This is a genomic window from Paenibacillus lutimineralis (genome assembly GCF_003991425.1).
Lineage (GTDB): Bacteria > Bacillota > Bacilli > Paenibacillales > Paenibacillaceae > Fontibacillus > Fontibacillus lutimineralis.
Genome location: NZ_CP034346.1, coordinates 3,573,427 through 3,590,391, shown reverse-complemented (window position 1 = coordinate 3,590,391; position 16,965 = coordinate 3,573,427). Strand labels below are relative to the sequence as shown.

The 16,965-nt window shown below is 48.7% G+C and carries 12 protein-coding genes and 1 pseudogene; 11 read left to right on the top strand and 2 right to left on the bottom strand.

Annotated features, from left to right (window positions below):
• The first annotated feature begins 112 nt into the window (after positions 1-112).
• From EI981_RS15760 to EI981_RS15735, 6 genes are all read left to right on the top strand, one after another.
• Positions 113-1,639 (top strand): TerB N-terminal domain-containing protein, encoded by a 1,527-nt coding sequence (locus tag EI981_RS15760; protein ID WP_162616193.1) that lies wholly within the window; start codon positions 113-115, stop codon positions 1,637-1,639.
• Positions 1,636-2,979 carry an ATP-binding protein gene (locus EI981_RS15755; protein ID WP_126999703.1) on the top strand — a complete coding sequence of 448 codons (1,344 nt, stop codon included), beginning with the start codon at positions 1,636-1,638 and terminating at the stop codon, positions 2,977-2,979. Before EI981_RS15760 ends, EI981_RS15755 begins: the two co-directional genes overlap by 4 nt.
• On the top strand, positions 2,976-5,186 hold the full coding sequence (locus EI981_RS15750; RefSeq protein ID WP_126999701.1) for a DEAD/DEAH box helicase: 2,211 nt from the start codon (positions 2,976-2,978) through the stop codon (positions 5,184-5,186). The genes EI981_RS15755 and EI981_RS15750 overlap by 4 nt, the downstream gene beginning before the upstream one ends.
• Positions 5,187-5,215: 29 nt before the next feature.
• Positions 5,216-6,151, top strand: a complete 936-nt coding sequence (locus EI981_RS15745) for a helix-turn-helix transcriptional regulator (protein ID WP_126999699.1) — start codon at positions 5,216-5,218, stop codon at positions 6,149-6,151.
• Positions 6,152-6,255: 104 nt separating this feature from the next.
• The gene (locus EI981_RS15740) at positions 6,256-7,794 is read left to right on the top strand and encodes an MDR family MFS transporter (RefSeq protein ID WP_126999697.1); all 1,539 of its coding nucleotides are present in this window, start codon (positions 6,256-6,258) and stop codon (positions 7,792-7,794) included.
• A 603-nt stretch (positions 7,795-8,397) separates the two neighbouring features.
• Positions 8,398-9,015, top strand: coding sequence for a pyroglutamyl-peptidase I (locus tag EI981_RS15735; RefSeq protein ID WP_126999695.1), 618 nt, complete (start codon positions 8,398-8,400; stop codon positions 9,013-9,015).
• Between the two features lie 350 nt (positions 9,016-9,365).
• Here EI981_RS15735 and EI981_RS15730 read toward each other — a convergent pair whose 3' ends face one another.
• Positions 9,366-10,256 (bottom strand): helix-turn-helix transcriptional regulator, encoded by an 891-nt coding sequence (locus EI981_RS15730; protein ID WP_162616192.1) that lies wholly within the window; start codon positions 10,254-10,256, stop codon positions 9,366-9,368.
• A gap of 158 nt (positions 10,257-10,414) precedes the next feature.
• Here EI981_RS15730 and EI981_RS15725 point away from each other — a divergent pair, with 158 nt between their 5' ends.
• From EI981_RS15725 to EI981_RS15710, 4 genes are all read left to right on the top strand, one after another.
• Positions 10,415-11,161 (top strand): sugar phosphate isomerase/epimerase family protein, encoded by a 747-nt coding sequence (locus EI981_RS15725; protein ID WP_162616191.1) that lies wholly within the window; start codon positions 10,415-10,417, stop codon positions 11,159-11,161.
• 149 nt (positions 11,162-11,310) lie between these two features.
• Positions 11,311-12,396: a Gfo/Idh/MocA family protein gene (locus EI981_RS15720; protein ID WP_126999689.1), complete on the top strand. Its 1,086-nt coding sequence runs from the start codon at positions 11,311-11,313 to the stop codon at positions 12,394-12,396.
• Between the two features lie 111 nt (positions 12,397-12,507).
• Positions 12,508-13,044 (top strand): superoxide dismutase family protein, encoded by a 537-nt coding sequence (locus EI981_RS15715; RefSeq protein ID WP_126999687.1) that lies wholly within the window; start codon positions 12,508-12,510, stop codon positions 13,042-13,044.
• Between the two features lie 269 nt (positions 13,045-13,313).
• Positions 13,314-15,128 (top strand): CBM96 family carbohydrate-binding protein, encoded by a 1,815-nt coding sequence (locus EI981_RS15710; RefSeq protein WP_126999685.1) that lies wholly within the window; start codon positions 13,314-13,316, stop codon positions 15,126-15,128.
• 75 nt (positions 15,129-15,203) lie between these two features.
• Here EI981_RS15710 and EI981_RS29265 read toward each other — a convergent pair whose 3' ends face one another.
• Positions 15,204-15,380, bottom strand: coding sequence for a hypothetical protein (locus tag EI981_RS29265; protein WP_193556377.1), 177 nt, complete (start codon positions 15,378-15,380; stop codon positions 15,204-15,206).
• A gap of 382 nt (positions 15,381-15,762) precedes the next feature.
• Here EI981_RS29265 and EI981_RS15705 point away from each other — a divergent pair.
• Positions 15,763-16,929: pseudogene (locus EI981_RS15705) on the top strand (glycosyl hydrolase family 8); the annotation flags it as partial.
• Positions 16,930-16,965 lie beyond the last annotated feature (36 nt).

The following is a 16,965-nucleotide window of genomic DNA, read 5'->3' as shown; positions in this document are numbered from 1 at the left end:
ATTTTAATACTAGTTCATAGAACGTGTGTTCTAGCGTCAATAAAAATGTTATGATCATATCAGAGAGTTTTGAGACGAGGACAAAATTGGTATGAATGGTGATGGGAGTTCCATGAATTCATATAACAAATCGTTGAACTTTGCAGAAATAGATATAAGTGAAGCACAAGAGCAGAGCGGCTCGTTGCAGGAGATGATCATACCTGAGCGGAAGGATCAACCTGTTCAAGGGTCCTCTCTGTCTGTGCAAGAGCTTACGAGAGAACGTAGATTCGTGAAGCAAGCTAAGGAATGGGAGCAGCGGGAAGGAGAGCCGTCGCTCTATCTTCCGTTCATGAGCTATTGGCCTACCTTCGAGCAGATGGATGAAGATCAGCAGAGCTGGTATTTTTACTGGCGCAGCGAGTTAAGGCAGGGACGGTATCCATTTACCGACCTCTCCTATATTTTTGTCTATCTATATGAACTGATTCAGGGCGTTGGCTGGAAGGAGCCGGAACAAGGCTATAATCTGCTTATGGAATTATGGGGCGCTTACCAAGCGATGTATCCGAAGCTGAATAACTATATAGCGGAATGGGTCTGTGATTTTGTGCTGCTGCATAAGCTGAACCTGCCACTAATGGATATTGTCATGCGATCCTCTATTGCGAAATCCGGGGAGCTGTACGATCTGGAATTAAAGAGAATTTTGGAGAATGAGCCTTCCAAGCTGCGGTTGGAGCACATATTAACTTTCTCGGATTATGACTTGCAGCGCAGTAAGTTTTACATAAGTGGAGGACGTGCACTTATGGAGAATTATATGCCAAAGGTGGTCGCACTGGTTGATTCCTATATGCGGAAGACAACCGGTAAAAATCTGATCGATACCTTCTATAAAGGTAATGGAAAGACGATCGAGCGTTATTTATTCCGCAATGCCGTCTATGATGCAGAGTTATATGGGCGCACACTGCCGCTTCGTATTTTCCAATTGCGGAAATGCCCGCCGCTTCGTTATTACATCACCCAATTGATCCGTTGTACGGAAAATAAACTGCGGGAGCTTCAGCACTTCAAAGGGCGTCTGCGAGGTATTTCTCTCATGAAGGAGACGCAGATGCTGATCGAGCGTTTCCTGGAGAAGGAATATATAGAAGCAATCAAGTCTACCAGTCCTGTGATCTCTATTGATCCCGAACGACTAGCCACGCTGCAGAAGGATAGTGAAGAAGTGCGAAGCATGCTGACCGTCGAGGATGAACTGGTAGTGGAGGATGTAGCGCAGGATATGGAGTCAGAAGCGGAAGAAGTGCTAGAGCAGGAACAGGTGGATGAGCAAGATGATCCATCCTATACAGACTCGGATCAGGAGATCGTCTGGAATACTTCCGGCTTGGATGAAGATTGGCTGCTGTTTGTGGGACAGCTTAGACAGGCCCATCTCGAAGCCTTATATGCGTTACAAGAAACAAGCGGCCGGCTAAACGACATTGCCGAAAAATATGGAACCATGCCAGCGCTGCTGCTCGATGAAATCAACGAGCTAGCGATGGAGACGATTGGAGATTTGGTGGTGGAGGGTGATTCTATCGCCGAAGATTATATAGATTATTTTGCATTATTAGGGCGAAATGGACGAGGTGGAGTGGAATGACGGAATCAAAAACGACCGATATCAAAATACCGAGGCGGCTGACAACCGCGCTGATTAATTCATTGACTGCGGGTGTAGTACCGAGAATCGGCTTAGAGCATATCGCGGTGGGGCGGAAGGCTGAGGTCGAGGCTATTTTGCGCGACATGGACAACATCGGCGCTGGCGGAGCAGCCATGAGATTGATCACCGGGCGTTATGGCAGCGGTAAGAGCTTCCTACTGCAAACCATCCGCAATTATGCGCTCGACCGCGACTTCGTGACGGCTGACGCCGATCTGTCGCCCGAACGCCGTCTGGTCGGTACGAAAGGGCAAGGCTTGGCCACCTACCGCGAACTAATGACGCATCTGTCGACGCGTACGCGACCGGACGGTGGAGCGCTGGAGGCCGTCCTGCAGAAGTGGATTACGACGATTCAGCAGGAGGCCATGAAAGACGAAGGCTTGCGCCCCGGTGATTCGGCATTAACCGAGGCCGTGGAGCAGCGGATTTTCACAGTTACGGCGCAAATGCAGAACCTGGTGCACGGCTTTGACTTCGCCCGCGTATTGGCAGCCTATTGGAACGGGCATAAGCTCGGGGAGGACGGGCAGAAGCAGGCAGCGCTGCGTTGGCTGCGCGGCGAGTTCCCGACCAAGACCGAAGCGCGGAAAGAGCTGGATGTGAGTGCCATTATTGATGATGACAACTGGTATGACTATATCAAGCTGTGGTCGGAATTTGTGGCGGCGATTGGATATCAAGGACTGCTGCTATTTATCGACGAGGGCGTTAATTTATATAAAATTTCGAACAGCATCGCTCGCTCGAGCAACTATGAAAAGCTATTGACCATGTTTAACGATACGATGCAGGGCAAAGCAGAGCATCTTGGCATTTTTCTGGGCGGTACGCCTCAGTTTGTCGAGGATGAACGGCGCGGTCTATTCAGCTATGAGGCTCTGCGCTCCCGTCTGGTGGAAGGCCGCTTTGCGGGGGCTGGCTACCGCAACTACACTGGCCCAATTCTCAAGTTGGAGATGCTCTCGCATGAAGAGATTTTGATTCTGCTGCAGAAGCTGCGGCAAATTCATGGTTTGCATTTTGGTTATACTCCAACCTTGACAGATGCGGATTTAATTCAATTTATGAAGATGGCTGTCGGTAGAATGGGAGCGGACGAGCTGCTAACACCGCGTGAAGTCGTACGTGATTTCATGGATTTACTGCATACCTTGCATCAGAATCCAGAGGCTTCGTTCAGCCAACTGCTTGGTGAGCGAAGGACGGAACATACGGCGGGTGCTGGGGAGCAGAAGGACGAATTGGATGATTTTCTGGCGGAGTTTGAATTATGAGCGGCGGGGAGAATCAGCTATTTTATCGTTTGGCGCCATTTATTCAGGAATTTATTTACCGAAAAAGATGGGAGACGCTTCGTCCGGCTCAGGTTGAAGCGCTTAAAATTTGCATGGATACGTCACACCATATGCTGATTGCCGCGGGAACGGCGTCGGGGAAGACGGAAGCGGCTTTTTTTCCGGCCTTGACCGAGCTGTATGAGCGTCCATCCGCATCTGTAGGTATTTTGTATATTGGTCCTTTAAAGGCGCTAATCAATGACCAGTTCGAACGGATCAAAGAGCTGCTTCGGGATGGCAATATTCCCGCCTGGCATTGGCATGGCGATGTCTCGCAGACAGAGAAGAGCAAGCTGATGCGTAACCCCTCGGGTGTACTGCAGATCACGCCGGAATCGCTGGAAGGGCTGCTGATGAATCGGCCCAATGCGATTCCCGCTTTGTTCCATGATCTCAGATATATCATTATCGACGAGGTCCATGCCTTTATGGGCGTGGATCGGGGCATCCAGGTGTTGAGCCAGATCACACGGATTGAGAGAATGGCGGGCTGCTCACCAAGACGTGTTGGCTTGTCCGCAACGCTAAGTGACTATGAAGCAGCGAAGGCCTGGCTTGGTGCGGGAAGCAAGCAGCCGGTTGACGCTGTCTCCGTGCCTGGTGGACGCAAGCTGCGGCTGCGGGTCGAGCATTTCTCGTTCCCGGATGCGCGGGACGAGGAGCAGGCCGAGCATTTGCAGAATGCCCGCAAGGCCTATTACAACTTCATCTATGACAGTACACATTTGAAGAAGGCGTTAGTATTCACCAATAGCCGTTCCGATGCGGAATTGACGACACTGGAGCTTCGCAGAGTTGCGGCGCACCGCCATCAGCCGGATGTGTTCTACGTGCATCATGGCAGCATCTCTGCGATGCTGCGCGAAGAAGCGGAGGCCGCGCTGAAGGATAAGCCTGGCCCGGCTGTTGCCGCTGCAACCGTGACGCTGGAGCTGGGAATCGATTTGGGAGAGCTGGAACGGGTCGTTCAACTAGGCGCACCTTATAGCGCCTCCAGCTTCGTGCAGCGGCTAGGCCGATCTGGGAGGCGCGGAGATGCGGCCTCCGAGATGCTGTTCGTCTGTCCAGAGGAAGAGGACGAAGATGCGATGCTGCCGGCGCGTATGCCCTGGATGCTGCTGCGGGCGATTGCTGTCATCGAGCTGTACGTCCGCGACCGCTGGGTGGAGCCGCTCGATATTCGGCAAATGCCGATCGGCCTTCTATACCATCAGACGATGAGTATATTGAAGAGTAGAGGCGAAGCGACGCCTGCCGAGCTGGCATCCGATGTGCTATCGCTGCCATCTTTTCGTCGGATTTCCCCGGATACGTACAAAGTGTTCCTGAATTACTTGCTGCAGACGGATCACATTCAGTGGACCGAGCAGCAAACTTTGATTATCGGCCTTACGGGTGAGAAGATCGTGAACAACTTCCGTTTCTACGCCGTGTTCAAGGATGATGAAGAACATGCCGTATATAACGGAACAGAGGAAATTGGTTCGATTACGACCGTGCCGCCGCCTGGTTACTGCTTCTCATTGGCAGGCAAGCTGTGGAAGGTCACCGAGGTGGATACCAAGCATAAGGCGGTATACGTAAAAGAGGCTTTAGGCAAAGTCGATACGTTGTGGCTAGGGGCTGGCGGAGACATTCATACGTTGGTCCTAAGGAAAATGCGTGAGGTGTTGGCGGATAGCACGATTTATCCGTATCTATCTCCGCAGGCCGTCAACCGGCTCGAACGGGCTCGTCGTCTAGCGAAGGAGAGCGGACTGCTGAGATCGGCGGTCATTCCGGCTGGCGGCGACTCGTTGTTCATTTTGCCGTGGGTTGGTAGCAAACAGTTCCGCACGCTGGAGCGGCTGCTCAAAAATAATCTCTCCCAGCGCCTGTCGCTTCGTTCCATCGTGCCGATGGAGCCGTATTATTTCGTGGTGGCTGGCAAAGCGGACAGCCAGGCGCTATTGGATCAGATTATGCTCGAATGCGGTTCTTGCACAGATCCGTCCATGTTGCTTGGACCTGATGAAGCGCCTTATTTGGGCAAATATGACGAGTTCATCGCACCGGAGTTGGTGCGTCAAGCTTTTGCTGTTGATGGGCTGGATGTTGAAGGGCTAAGGACTGGACTTAAGCTTCATCACAACCGGGAAGGCTAGAAGTGAAATTCGTAATAAGGAGATAGGATATGAAACTGGAAAGGCTTATTTCCATGGTCTATATGCTGCTGAATCATGAGATTGTATCAGCTTCGGCACTCGCAGAGAAGTATAATGTGTCCCAGCGGACCATTTATCGAGATATTGAGACGCTCTGTGCAGCGGGCATCCCGGTGATATCCTATCAAGGCGTTAACGGCGGTTACGGCATTATGGAAGAGTATAAGATGGACCGCAGTTTGCTTGGTACCCATGACGTGAATTCTATCGTGACGCTGCTGCGTAGCATGTCTGCTATTTTCGAGGATGATAAAGCTGAGGAGACGATTCACAAGCTGCAGTCGGTCTATCAGACGGGCAAACCTAGCCTGTCGGTGGATATTGGCAGCTGGAGACCTTATAACGAGACTTTGCGCGAGATCAGGGAGGCCATTCACGAACAACGGGTCATTCAATTTGAGTATGTGAGCGCCAAGGGGGAGCGGATCAAGCGGACGGTTGAGCCTTTGCATCTGGGGTATGTCTATGATTCGTGGTATCTATATGCTTTCTGTAGAATACGGAACGGATATCGAGAATTCAAGCTGCCGCGGATCTTGTCACTGGTCGTTAGCGGGGAGCATTTCCAAGCTCGCAAGCATGCGCCGAAACCGGCGAATCCTCGCGGGCTACGCAGCCATCCGCCCTTTGCAGGTGTAGAACAAGATGCGCTTGATGTCAGGCTCCGATTCACGCCGGCATGCATGGCGCGGGCGCTTGATTTCTTTATGGGAGCGGATAAACATTTCAATGAAGACGGTTCTCTGGAACTTTTGTTCGAGCAGAGGAACAGAGATCTGACGAAATGGCTATTGCCGATTTTGCTTAGCTTTGGTGATGGAGTCATTGTGTTGGAGCCGCTAGAAGTAAGAGACGCAGTCCAGACCACCTTGCAAAAAATGATCGATAACTATCGAGAAGTATGACAATCTGTTGTCATACTTCTTTTTTTATGATAACAGCGTAGAACCTCAGAGAACCAAACCAAGGTCTGAGAGTGAGAGAAATAAGAAATGGAGTGGTCAGTTCAATGAAGCATCATCAAGAAGGTCGGATGACGTTAGTAATCGCAGCATTGCTGCTAGGTATCCTGATGGCGTCGATGGACAATTCAATTGTAGCGACAGCGATGGGGAATATCGTTGGCGAGATCGGGGGGATGGACAAGTTCGTCTGGGTGACCTCCGCCTACATGGTCGCGGAAATGGCGGGTATGCCGATTTTTGGCAAGCTGTCGGACATGTACGGGAGAAAAAGATTTTTTATGCTCGGGATCATCCTGTTCATGATCGGTTCAGCGCTGTGTGGTACGGCTCAATCCATTACACAGTTGGCTATATACCGGGCCATTCAAGGTATCGGCGGAGGAGCGCTGATTCCGATTGCGTTTACGATCATGTTTGATACAGTTCCGTTGGAGAAGCGCGGCAAGCTGGGCGGTCTCTTTGGAGCGGTATTCGGGATTTCCAGTATTTTTGGTCCGCTGCTCGGCGCCTACATTACCGACTATATTGCTTGGCAGTGGATTTTCTACATCAATTTGCCGTTAGGTCTGGCCGCGTTGCTCATGGTCATGATGTTCTACAAGGAATCGCATGAGCATTCCAAGCAGCCGATTGACTGGACAGGAGCTATTACTCTGCTTGGGGCAGTTGTATGTCTAATGTTCGCACTTGAATTGGGCGGAAAACAGTTGGCCTGGGATTCTATTGAGATATTAAGCCTGCTCGGTGGCTTTTTACTACTTACAACTGTATTTCTATATTGTGAGACGAAGGCGAAAGAGCCGATTATTACGTTTGCTTTATTTAAAAATCGGATCTACACATCTAGTGTAGTGTGCGGATTTTTTAGTGGGGCTGCCTTTATCACAGCATCGGTGTATATACCGATTTATGTCCAAGGCGTCATGGGAGGCACGGCGACGAATTCCGGCATGGTGCTCTTGCCGATGATGGTTGGTTCAGTATTGACGGCTACAGTGGGCGGTCAATTAATGATCCGCTTTTCGTATCGGTCGATCATGTTTAGCACGCTACTTCTGTTGCTATGCGGCGTATTTTTACTAACAACGCTAAGTCCGGAGTCTACTCGGTTGGAGCTAACGCTGTACATGATCTTGGTGGGGCTTGGGATCGGAGCTTCGTTCTCGGTGCTCAGCAATGCTTGTATTCATGGACTAACTTATCGGCAGCGTGGAACAGCCAGTTCAACCTTCAATTTCCTGCGTTCGCTCGGTATGACCCTAGGCATTACGATGTTCGGGATGATTCAAAATCATACCTTCTCGCAGCAGATGAATCAGATTTTCAGTGGAGATGGCGCACTTTCGAAATCTTTGCGAATGGATGATCTGCATATGCTTCTATCAGAACAGAATAGATCACGGATACCAGCGGAGGCCCTTCGCTCTATCTCCGAGGCTTTGTCCTCTTCCATTACGCATACCTTTGTGTGGGCAATGATCCCTGTTCTTCTGGCTTGTGCGGCATCCCTGCTTATGGGGAGGTCCAAGCTAGATGCTGAAGCCGTTGTCGAAGAATTCGCACCTCATGCGGAACGGGGGTAGGCTGTAAACACTTTGAATCTAGTGCTCAGACAGTTCCATACCTGCACTTCACAAATAACTGTAGAAATACAACTATTCTCGTAAAATGCTCTTTTAAGTAGTAAATAGCTGCGTATATACAATTATTTGTTTGCTTAAGTCGCTATCGAGAGGAAATTCATCCGAATAGATGCATAAAAGCAGCTATTTCCTCTATACATGGCATGAAGAGCTAATATAGTTGCATATAAGCACTTATACTCTGCAGACTGTAACGACAAAAAAACCGCTGAGTTGGGCTATCACACAATTTCACCTTATATAACTCTTAAGCGAGGGAGCAATCCGAAATGAGTTTTTTTATGAGTATAAATGCCCTTATAAGGGGCTAATAATTCGGAGAAATAAGTGTATGGTTTACAGTTGTCCCTATTATTCTGACTTGTTGCGAGTTGCTGTGGCATATGCCTAAAATAGAGAGAAGCTTTGAAGTTCGAAGTGACATAAGGAGAGCGTGATTTCATACTAGTAAAGTTAGAGTTGAATCGTGCTCACAAGCATGTTGGCCGTCGTATGGCGACGGTCAACGAAATGCTACGAATTATGGGGAGGAGGAATTAGAACATGAACATATTGATCACGGCATTTGAAGCTTTTGGCGATGATTCCATAAATCCGACGGAGAGGCTGCTTGCAGACATTGGGAAGGAGCAGATTACTGGGGCTAAGATCCACACCTTGCTGCTTCCGGTTGTCTTTGATGAATGTGCGGTCAAGCTGCTTGAGGCAGTGCGGGCGCTGCAGCCAGATGCGGTCATCTGTTGTGGGCTGGCATCGGGGCGAACCTCGATTACGCCAGAACAGATCGCCATTAACTTGAAAGAAGTACCTAAGGAATCCAGCGTAGCCGACAATAACGGGAGCCGTCCCTATGATGAGAGGATCAGCCTGGACGGCCCCGACGGTTTGTTCAGTCTGCTGCCCGTGCGCAAGATGGTGGACAGCATGAGGGAGCAGGGCATTCCGGCTGCGATCTCTTATTCAGCAGGAACGTTTATTTGCAACAACACGATGTACGCTCTGCTTGATTACATCCGTGTTCACCAGTTGCCGATGGTTGGCGGATTTGTACATTTTCCGGCTTCGGAAGAGATGGCCGCCCTCAAGCCAAGCATGCCTTCCTTGTCGCAAGCGACGATGCTAAAGGGCTTGAAAGTGATGATACATACGCTGCTGCAATGAGACTTTAACAGCGTTGCGCTACTTGGCGAATCTGATTAAAGTCAGAAATTTAGTGTCTGCCGTCCGTCAAATGAAACGTAACCTGCGCTAACGAAACTGGGACACGCTATTCGAGCATAATTGAGGCGTAAAAAAATCTAACGAAACTACAGATCGCTATTTGACCGAAATAAGGCCTGAACATGGCAATTCGGACCAAATAACGATACCTAGTTTCGTTAGAATGTGAAGCAACGCAATTATAGCTAAATAACGATACCCAGTTTCAATAGGACTCGACGATGCGGTTCTACGACCAACTCTGCTTTGCTTGTGGTGATCAATATTATGAAGCCTGATACTACCTAGTATCAGGCTTTTCCTTTTTTGCGGAATTGGTAAGGAGAGATATCCTTGTATTGTCTGAACTGCTGTATGAAGTAGCTTGAGCTTGAGAAGCCGACCTCCAGTGCGATCTCGGTCATGCTCTGATCTGTCGTCAGCAGGAGCTTCTCTGCCTCAGTAATGCGGATATAGCTCAGATAGTTGGTGAAAGTCTTGCCCATGATCGCCTTGAACCTTCGGGAGAAATAGCTGTAGCTCATATTGCACAGACGGGCTGCGGTTTGCGCATTTATATCATTCTTATAGTTATAGTCGATATATTCGAACACCTTCTGTAGCATCTGGTAGTCGCTATCATTCAAGGAATGAACCACTTCCCAGTTCCAATGCTGCTGTTGACGGGGCTGTCGTAGAAACCACAGGAAGACGCGGCAAATCAGCGTACGTACGGCAAGCTCAAAGCCAAAGCTCTTGGCGCTGAATTCATTGTAAATCTCCCAGATCATGTCCGGGATCGGCGTATCTCTAATCTCAGAAGCTGTGAAAACACGCTGACTGCTAGACTCAGCCAAGGTGAACGGCAGAATATATTTAGATTCTAAAAAAGTCCGGGAAGTCGAGTATAGGATCTCTGGATCAAACTTGACGACGATATAGGAGAGCTCTTGATCCAGAGAATATATCGAATGTGTCTCATGGGAATGAATCAGGATTAGGTCGCCCTCACTTAGGACATATGCTTCGCCTCCCGAATAAACCTTGGCAGTCCCGGACAGCAAATATAAAATTTCAATATACAGATGCCAGTGTGACGGCACAATGCAGCGCGGCTCTCTGCCATAGTGGATCATACTCTCATAGGGATAGTGGATCGACCCGTCCTGGGTTCGGTTGGATTCAAAATAAGGCTCGTTCATCATCTCATCACCTCGAACTGAGTTGCTCCGTATTCAAAAACAGACCTTTGAATCATCAAGAACAAATATTTGATATTTTTAAGTAGCTTCATTGTATTACTTCTTCTATGATTTTGGTATCTTTACTTTACCCAATGATTTGGAAGGAGGCATTATATATGGAAAATATTGCGTTGCAACTCTATTCCATTAAAGAACTAACAAGCGAGGATTTTCTTGGTACCCTAAAAAAAGTAGCGGAGATTGGCTACGACGGCGTTGAGTTTGCCGGATATTTCGGCACTTCAGCGGAGCAGCTTAAGAAGTCGCTGAACGAATTCGGACTACGGGCGGCTGGAAGTCATATCGGTATACCTGATCTTACCGAGAGACTAGAAGAGATGATGGATTACTCGTTAACCATCGGTAGCCCTTATATCATCTGTCCTGGTCTTCCTGAGGAGCTGCATGAGAATGCGGATAGTTATAAGCGGGCCGCGGAGATGTTTGATCGGATTGGGGAGCGCTGCAAAGAGCAAGGGATTCGCTTCGGCTATCACAATCATGGCATTGAATTCCAGAGGCATGACGGGTTGACAGGCCTGGAGCTGCTGGCCCAACATACCTCGCCTGAGCATATGTTCTTCGAACTGGATACATACTGGGCAGAATATGCCGGGTTCCGCGCTGCGAACTGGATAGAATCCTTCGCAGACCGCTGCCGAATTCTCCATATCAAGGACATGAAGAGCAAGCAGGATCAGCGCAATACGGAGATCGGCACGGGTATTCTCGATTTCGAGACAATCACGGCGGCCGGCAAGCATTTCGGGATCGAATGGTACACCGTCGAACAGGAGGAATACGAGATTCCACAACTGGAATCAATAGAAGCTAGTCTTCGCTATCTGCGACAAATATTATAAATAATCCTATTCTGTATCATCGCTGATTAGATTGGACCCAACGGATTAACGTTGGGTTCAGTGGACGGCGAGAGGCTATACGCTGCGACTATTACTTAAAATTGTGAAATATAATATTTTAAAGAGAGAATGTAGGAGGAGAATACTACATGGGTAGAACGATCAAAATTGGAATCATAGGTAGTGGAGGAATCGCGGGAGTACATGCACGTACCTACAAAGATATCGAGGATGTCGAAATTGTAGGTGTGGCTGATATTTTTCCGGGACGGGCTGATCATTTTATTGAAAATTGGGGCCTGCAGCAGGCTGTAGGATTCGACGACCATCGTAAGCTGCTGGAGCTGGACTTGGATGGGGTAAGTATCTGTACGCCTAATGCCGCACATTACAAGACGACACTGGATGCGCTGCATGCTGGTAAGCATGTCATGGTCGAGAAGCCGATGTCGGTGACACTGGAGGAAGCAGTGGGTATGGTTCAAGCTTCGAAAGAAGCTGACAAAATGCTCAATATCGGTTTTCAACCACGATATGATCCGAACATGGGTCTCATCAAAGAGCTTGTGCAGAGCGGACAGCTTGGCAAAGTATATTACGTAGAGACCGGTGGAGGGCGCCGCCGTGGCATGCCGGGAGGAACCTTCATTCGCCAGGAGATTTCGGGTGCGGGCGCGATGGCCGATATCGGCTGCTATTCGCTCGATTTCGCCTTGAACACATTAGGATATCCTAAGCCACTGACGGTGTCGGCTTATACGTCGAATCACTTTGGCACCAATCCGAAATATCATCCAGAGGCAGATCGATTTGATGTCGAGGATTTCGGGGTGGCGATGATCCGCTTTGAGAATGATATCGTGCTTAATTTCAAGACCTCTTGGGCTATGCATATGGATTCGCTTGGAGCGACGATGTTCCTTGGCACGGACGCAGGTCTTAAGGTACTGCCTAAGAGCCAGGGACCTTGGGGAGGCGTATGGGATGGCCATGTTGGCGCGGTATCACTGTTCCATGATATTCAGAGGCATCACACAGAGAGCGTTATTCCTTTGATTGAACATGAGATAGATGTCTTCGCTGAGAAAATCAGAGATTTTGTGCGTGCACTTCGCGAGGGTGGGCCGGCTCCGATTCCGGGAGAACAAATTGTTCGCAACCAGGCCATTCTGGACGGAATTTTGCGCTCGTCACAGACAGGACGCGAAGTCGTGATCGACATACCGGATTTCTAATCGTCGTTGGCAAATAAGGAACGAGGTGCTTGTCGAGGAGTTATCTTTTTCTTCCAAATGGGACATCCTGTGGAAGAAGCGAAAACATCTACAGGAGGAAGAATCCGCACAATGAAAAAACAAGTCATCTGCCTGAGCATCCTTGGTTCTCTAATGTTCGGAGCTGCACCTATGAATCCAGCTTGGGCCAAATCAGAGGAACTGCAAATCAAGACGGTGATCATCGATTCCAAGGGAGCTGAGATTGGCACAGCCGTGTTGACGCAAAAAGCAGACGCAGTCCATATCCATATTGAAGCTAAGAATCTCCCACCGGGGGAACACGGCATCCATTTCCATGAGACGGGAAAATGCGATCCTCCAGACTTTAAGACGGCTGGGGCTCATTTCAACCCGCAAGGTAAGCAGCATGGATTCAAAAATCCGAAAGGATTCCATGCGGGCGATCTGCTTAACATTACGGTTAAAGCCGACGGGACGGTAAATACCGATCTGGAGAGCAAGACGGTGACACTCAAGAAGGGTGCCCCGAATTCTCTGCTGAAGCCAGGTGGCACTTCACTGATGATTCATGAAAAAGCTGATGACTACGTTACCGATCCGTCCGGTAATTCTGGAGCACGGATTGCATGCTCGGTAATTCGTTAGTATTTTGAGCACCTTCCTACTAAGCAGCTAAACTTACGGTTTGGCTGCTTTTTTTAATGCATGCAAGAAGATTTGATAGTCGCATTTATTCCAATAATAGGTAAAAATGCTCATATATGTTCCGTTCTGATTGTTTTATACTTGAAGGGACAACCAGGTGCCTAATTGGCAGCAGTAGCTCATTAGAAGGGAGGATAGATGTTCTTCAGCTGACGGAGCGTGGACCCGCAAACATAAGAATCAACCGAAAATAAAAAGGAGTGATTCGTATGTCTAGCAGTATCCGCAATATAAAATTGTTGTTCTATAAGTTGGGATTATGCCTTCTGGCACTGCTTCTCGGCTTATCTTTTACAGAGACTATGGTAATGGCCTCGTCTGTGACACTAAGTCCGATCAGTGACTCTTATGTGCATCAAGGCAACTCCTCCTCCAATTATGGAACCTCCACATCTTTGTACGTTAAGGATGATACGGCGAGCTCTCGCCAAGCCTTCATAAAATTTAATCTCTCCGGAATTTCAAATGTTACGAGCGCGAAGCTCAGAATTTACGGAAGCTCATCATACAATACGGTTCTATCCGCCTATCAGACTGCGGATAACTGGAATGAATCGACGATCACCTGGAACAATAAGCCGGTCCAGGGAAGCTTAGCTGGCAGTGTTCCGATGAATACGACAGCAGCCTATTATGAAATAGATGTGACCAACTATGTAGCGGCAGAAGCGGCCGGAGACGGCATTGTCTCCTTCATGCTTCAAGAAAACGCTGGCAAGTACACAACACTGAACAGCAGGGAAAAGGGCGTGAATGGACCGGAGCTTGTCATTAGCGGCAACAGCACTCATCCTGGTGGTAATGAGCAGCCTCCTACAGCACCAACTAATGTCACTGGTATTGCGACTTCAGGAACGCAGATCCAATTAAGCTGGAGTCCGGCCGAGGCTAACGGCGGAGTTGCGGGGTATGAAGTATTTCGCAATGGGAGTCTGGCAGGGGAGACAGCGGGTGTCTTTTTCCTGGATAACGGGTTGGGTCCGGATACGATGTACAGCTACTACATTATAGCTAGAGACAGTGCAGGTAACCGTTCAGCACCCAGTAGCACGGTGATGGTTAGAACGCTGGCTGATTCCGGCTCGACTCCGATCTGTAGTAACGCGCTGAACAGCAGCGTCGCTATTCAGAATGCAATGCGGACGGCAATCCCCGGCGATATTATTGCGATTGCTCCAGGTACTTATACGGGAGTAAAGGCGACAAGTGGAGACCCCGGAGGACAAGGATTGTTCTATTCCGGTCAAAATGGCACTGAAGCTGCACCGATCCTGCTAACGAGCTGTGACCCGGACAAGCCAGCTGTGCTGAAAGGGGTAAGCGTGAATGACGGGTCTTACGGCATCCATTTAACCGGAGATTATTGGCAAATCCGCAACATTGAAATCGATACAGCACAAAAGGGGATCGTCATTGATCATGGCAACTATAATCTGCTTCATAGCCTTAAGATACATCAGATCGGTGATGAGGGTGTTCATTTTCGCGATGGCAGTTCGTATAACAGATTAGAGTATTCCACGATCTATGATACGGGCAAATATCAGCCGGGGTATGGGGAAGGTGCTTATGTCGGATCGGATTCCAGCTCCAATTATGAGCATCTGGTGTACGACAACGTGATCAGCCATACGGTGTTTGATGGCGGGATCACAGCGGAACATATTGACATCAAAGAAGGGGCAAGTGGAACGATTATTGAGTATTGCACCTTTAATGGTACGGGCATCAGTGGAGAGAATAGTGCGGACAGCTTCATTGATGTCAAAGGCGTGAATACGATCATTCGCTATAATCAGGGCTATCGCAACGGTAATTCCAACATCAAAGATGCATTCCAGGTTCGAACTCATGGAACGGCGTATCCGACCGGGATGAATAATTCTTTTGAACATAACACGATCAATCTGGATGATTCAGTTGGTTATGTCGTGTATGCCACCAGTGCGGCAACGGGGACGACAGCCCATGATGATGTGCGGATTGGCGGCGGCAACCTGTATAACAACAACGTCAATAAATGATCTATGGATGGCGACCAGAAACGATAAAATCCGCCCAGCTTCTTCGCTGCAGCGGATTTCATGTCAAGCTGTTGATTATTCCTTATCCGTATCGGTAAATGCAGCTGGTTTTGCGACCCATTCATCAGCTTCAGGCTCAATATCGACGCCTTGCTTCATTTTCTGCTTCTCCTGTAATGAGTCGCCGGAAGGGTCCATTTCATTCCGAAGCTTCGCTTCATCCTGGGAATGATCTTGATTGTGGCTTGTCATAGGCTGGTTCCTCCTGTACATGCATCATGCATAGATATTTGTGAATTCGAATCTAGTTTATTATTTTCAATAAATGTAATATTATACAAGCATGAGACATCCTTGATTTAGACATAACACATCTTCCCATGTTGTAGTTCATTCGGCACAAGCGGCACATGAATCACACACACTTAAAGGAGGAATTGCGATGTTTCAGACAAGGACGAGGGTTAACACCCGAACAGAGCTCAATGTTTACGCACAATTTTCAGCAACAACTGATTCAACAACAGGGTCCAGTCCAAAACGGAGTAAAAGGTACAAGGCACTTGTCAGTCTGGTCATTGCCGTCTTATTGGCTGGTGCAGGATCAATCGCGCCATCACAGAGCACCTATGCAGCGGGGGAGAAAAAGCCTTTTCCACAGCAGGTGAGTTACCCTGGCATTATCAAGCCGAACCATGTCACCCAGAATGCGATGAATCAATCGGTCACCCAGTATTATGATTATTGGAAAGGGAAGTACTTGAAGAATGACCTTAGCTCACTATCTGGCGGATATTATGTCAAAGGTGAAATTACCGGGAATCCGGGTGGCTTCGCAGCCTTGGGTTCTTCAGAGGGACAAGGGTATGGAATGGTCATTACCGTGCTTATGGCCGGACATGATCCGAATGCGCAGACAATCTATAATGGATTGTTCAAGACAGCCCGAGCTTATAAGAGCTCTAATAACCCTAACCTAATGGGCTGGGTCGTTGCCGATAACAAGAATGCCCAAGGACATTATAGCTCTGCGACCGATGGAGATCTCGATATCGCTTATTCCTTGATTCTCGCTCATGAGCAATGGGGATCGGACGGTTCGATCAATTACTTGCAAGAAGCGAAGCAAATGATTACGAATGGTATTAAGGCCAGTAATGTAACGTCGAACAACCGGCTGAACCTGGGCGACTGGGATGCGAAGAATGCGCTCAATACAAGGCCTTCTGACTGGATGCTCAGTCATCTAAGGGCCTTCTATGATGTGACTCAGGATCCGGTATGGATCCAACTGATCGATAACCTTTATTCTGTATATAATGATTTCAGCAATGCCTACTCTCCTACAACAGGTTTGATCTCAGACTTTGTCGTCAACAACCCGCCCAAACCTGCACCCGAATGGTATCTCGATGAATTCAAAGAGACAAATATTTATTATTATAACGCCAGCCGCGTTCCGCTCAGAATCGTCATGGATTATGCGATGTATGGGGACCCGCGCAGTAAGGCGATCTCGGACAAGCTGACAGGCTGGATAAAAGGCAAGACAAACAATACTCCTTCGAAAATAAAAAATGGCTACAAGCTGAATGGGACAGAGGTCGGGGATTATGCAACGGCGGTATTTGTGTCTCCTTTCATCTCTGCAGCGACAGCCGATAGCGGTAACCAAGCCTGGGTCAACGCTGGCTGGGACTGGATGAAGAATAAGAAGGAGGATTACTTCAGCGACAGCTATAATCTCCTTAATATGCTGTACATCTCCGGCAACTGGTGGAAGCCCGGCTCAGCCGATCAACCAGCTCTGCCTAATCTGGCTCTGAACGCAGCAGCA